Source organism: Nostoc sp. FACHB-888 (assembly GCF_014696655.1).
Classification (GTDB): domain Bacteria; phylum Cyanobacteriota; class Cyanobacteriia; order Cyanobacteriales; family Nostocaceae; genus Nostoc.
In genome coordinates this window covers 1-3,123 of the sequence record NZ_JACJQM010000334.1, presented here as the reverse complement: position 1 = coordinate 3,123, position 3,123 = coordinate 1, and the positions used below count along the sequence as shown (strand labels likewise).

Annotated in this window: 3 protein-coding genes and 1 pseudogene; 2 read left to right on the top strand and 2 right to left on the bottom strand. The window is 40.1% G+C overall.

The annotated features are described in order from the left end of the window. Window positions 1-247, bottom strand: a pseudogene (locus tag H6G26_RS40275) (hypothetical protein); the annotation flags it as partial. Window positions 248-506: 259 nt separating this feature from the next. Between H6G26_RS40275 and H6G26_RS40270 the strand changes: the two are divergent. Both H6G26_RS40270 and H6G26_RS40265 read left to right on the top strand, forming a co-directional pair. Further along, window positions 507-878 carry a hypothetical protein gene (locus tag H6G26_RS40270; protein WP_190737563.1) on the top strand — a complete coding sequence of 124 codons (372 nt, stop codon included), beginning with the start codon at window positions 507-509 and terminating at the stop codon, window positions 876-878. 47 nt (window positions 879-925) lie between these two features. Beyond that, complete coding sequence (locus tag H6G26_RS40265; RefSeq protein ID WP_199327290.1) at window positions 926-1,450, top strand: DUF4277 domain-containing protein; 525 nt, start codon at window positions 926-928, stop codon at window positions 1,448-1,450. A gap of 32 nt (window positions 1,451-1,482) precedes the next feature. On the opposite strand, the gene H6G26_RS40260 is transcribed toward H6G26_RS40265, so the two are convergent. Further along, window positions 1,483-2,895: a DUF4158 domain-containing protein gene (locus H6G26_RS40260; protein WP_199327289.1), complete on the bottom strand. Its 1,413-nt coding sequence runs from the start codon at window positions 2,893-2,895 to the stop codon at window positions 1,483-1,485. Window positions 2,896-3,123 lie beyond the last annotated feature (228 nt).

The window sequence follows — 3,123 nt, the reverse complement described above, 5'->3', positions numbered from 1 at the left end:
TTGCGATGTAGTTGTCGAGTTCGGCTTGGGCTATGGCTTGGTTGTCGGGGGCAGCAGGGGTGAGTTTCTGAATTTTGCTTGCCTGATAGTTAACAATGGCAGTAATCCAGGCATCCTTACAGCGTTTGTCGCTTACTTCGGCTGTGCAGGCGATTTCGCTGTAGATTTGCTTGAGACGGGCAATAGATTTCAGTTGCAGCTGTTGATAAGTGTAGATAGCGTAAGTCATAACTGTACGTTCGCTCATTTTTGAAGGTAAGAGAAATTAATACCTTACTGTGTAAGGTTTCAAGGTGATTGTGGATCTGATGGTGGTGACACCGTGTAATACTTGGGTCAGGGTTAGGCAGTCTAACGGTGTAATACATGGAAAGAGGGGGGATCAGGTCTTTCCATGTATTACATGGAAGTGATTAGAGGCTATTGGTGTAATTATTCATGCTACATCCGAAAAATACAATTAAGGGTTAAGATTACGGTGTAATACACGGGGAAAGAGTAGAGTAATGTGGAAGCGGGATATTCAAGGCAAGTTCGCGCTCAAGAACAATGATTATCGTCAAGTGCGCTCACTAAGATTAACTGATGATACCTGGAAAGCTTTGGGAATCACTGCTGAATGTTTTGGGATGACTAGATCTGATTACTTGGAACAGGTGATTAGGGTCAGTACTAGCCCAAGTATTACATGGGAAAAAGAGCCAGTAGATGAAGCCAAAAATACTGTTATTGAACCTGCGACTACGCTACCGACAGTGGCAACACTTGAAACGTTACGTGACCGAATTTTACTACAATTAAAGTTAGGTAAGCAAGCTCCAGGCTATAAAGTTGCACTTAAAGCCCTGAATCATTTTATTGCGGCACTAACTAGCTAGTATACACAAGAGTCCTTTTTCACCAACGTCAGCTCACCGAAAAAATCATGGAAATAACTTCCGAGCGGATTGACGATATTCCCGTGATAGTGGAATGGCTCAAGCAGATGGAAATAGCCAAATGTATTGACCAAAAGCTGAAGGAACCGCATGGAAACCACGAAGGACTGAGCTACGGACAATTGAGTGTATTGTTGTTAACATATATAATTACCCGGTCAGACCATCGGTTGTCTGCTGTGGAACCCTGGGTAGAAGCACACCGACAGATTTTAGAGTTAAGTACAGGGTGGTCGATAGCAGAAAAAGATGCCACTGATGACCGATTGGGAAGGGTAGTTGAAGAATTAGGTAAGCAGTCAGAGGCTAGGCTGGAAATAGAAATAAAGTTGGGACAACATCTGATTCGGGCCTACGAGTTACCAACAGAAGTGGCAAGAATTGATACAACTAGTTTTAGCGTGAATCATCAACAGGGCGAATCAGTAGAAGAAAGTCTACTGCATTATGGCTATTCCTTTAGACTTGCGTCCAGACTTGTTGCAATACCGTCAATTACTTGCAACCCTTGACTCGATGGGAATGCCATTGGTCAGTGCCACCCTTAAGGGTAATGGAGCCGATGACCCATTATATTTCCCCACTTGGCAACAAATGGCAAAGGTGATTGAACACAAAAATTTTGTCTTCGTTGCTGATTGTAAAGCAGGCTCGATAGCAACCCGCGCCCAAATCGCAGCAAACGGAGGGATTTACTTTGAGCATATTTTTTTAGTAGTTCTAATGCCTGAATTACAGGGCGATGAATATCATTATTAGAACAAAATTCTAAGACTTCTAATAGTTGAGGAATCAGCCGTCGATAGTGACTAGCAAAAGAAGAACGCATTACAGTATGTACTCTTTGACGATAAGCTGTACCAGTTGCTTTATATTCAGCGACTAAATCTTTAAGAGTTTTCTGAGAAACTACAGGATATATAACTTTTTCAATAACTCCCGAAGGTTCAGCTACAGCTACTTCTGCAATGCGAAATAAAATATTAGTTTTTCCGGTTACTTCTTTAAAGTCCGAGACTAATTCTTTGTTGATACGCCTTTCCGCTCTTGTCCCGATTCGTTGAATAATTGACATTAGTAATTCGATGAGATTATCAGTAATCTCTTGAGCGCGTTGAACACAAAACGCTGCCATCAGAGTATAGCGAATCGCCGGGGGATGTTGTCGTAAAAGGTAAGGAGTTTCTGTAGCCGCCCGATGACGGTAGGTTTTAATTAGTTTGGGTGATACTCCTGCAAATAAGTTAAGGGATAAACCAATACTGCGAATCCGTTTGAGTTTTTCGATTTCAGTTAAGAAACTTTCTAAGCCCACCGGACCTGGATCTGTTTTGAGAAAGGCAAACTCGGAAGTTTTTAGCTTCAGAGAATCCTGTTTCTCTTCTGTATTCAGAGAATGTTCGGTGGTTAAGAGAATATCGATTTCAGCAAGAGTTTCTTTTGATAACACAGAAAGTGTATGATAGCAGAAGTCACTTTCATACTGACTGATAGCACTACGAATCAAACGCTCAATTCTTCCTGATGTGGGCGGTTCGATTTGCAATTCTCTCCATCTTTGATAGACAGTTTCAACTAGTGATTCAAACTTTTGTTCATGAGGTAATACTTCTTTAATTAGCCAGTCGCTCATTTCTACTGAATCTTGGACGGTAGCTACTCTAAAATTAAATAAACGACGAATTTTAACACGATAAACTTTTGCGGTTCGTCCTTGCCAATCATAATCTGAGTATGAGCTTTCAGGAATTTTAAGTTGATTTGCTATGTAAGAGATAATAATTTGAGGAATAGACGATTTTTCATCAGGAAAATAGGTAAAAATCTGAAAATGTTTTAAGAACAAAGCAAACCCAATCTGATTACCGCCGACTTTGTTTCTGACTAATTCTAATTCTGTTGGCACAAGTGTCCAGTTTTCAATTAATTCTTCTGTATCCCAATTTGGCTTGACCATTCATCTTCTTCCCATCATTTGAAAGCCTGAGTATTTCTCAAGCGAGTGTATGAGAAAAGATTGTTGCACTATAAGAAATTAATCAACTACACAGATTTTAAACTATTTGTCAACTATGTAAAAAAAATATATTTAGAAAACTTATGAATTAGAGGCAAAAAGGGGGCTAAGAGAGAAAAGTTATTCAAAGGCTAGAATCCATATATATCAAGTGTTCTAGCCACAGGC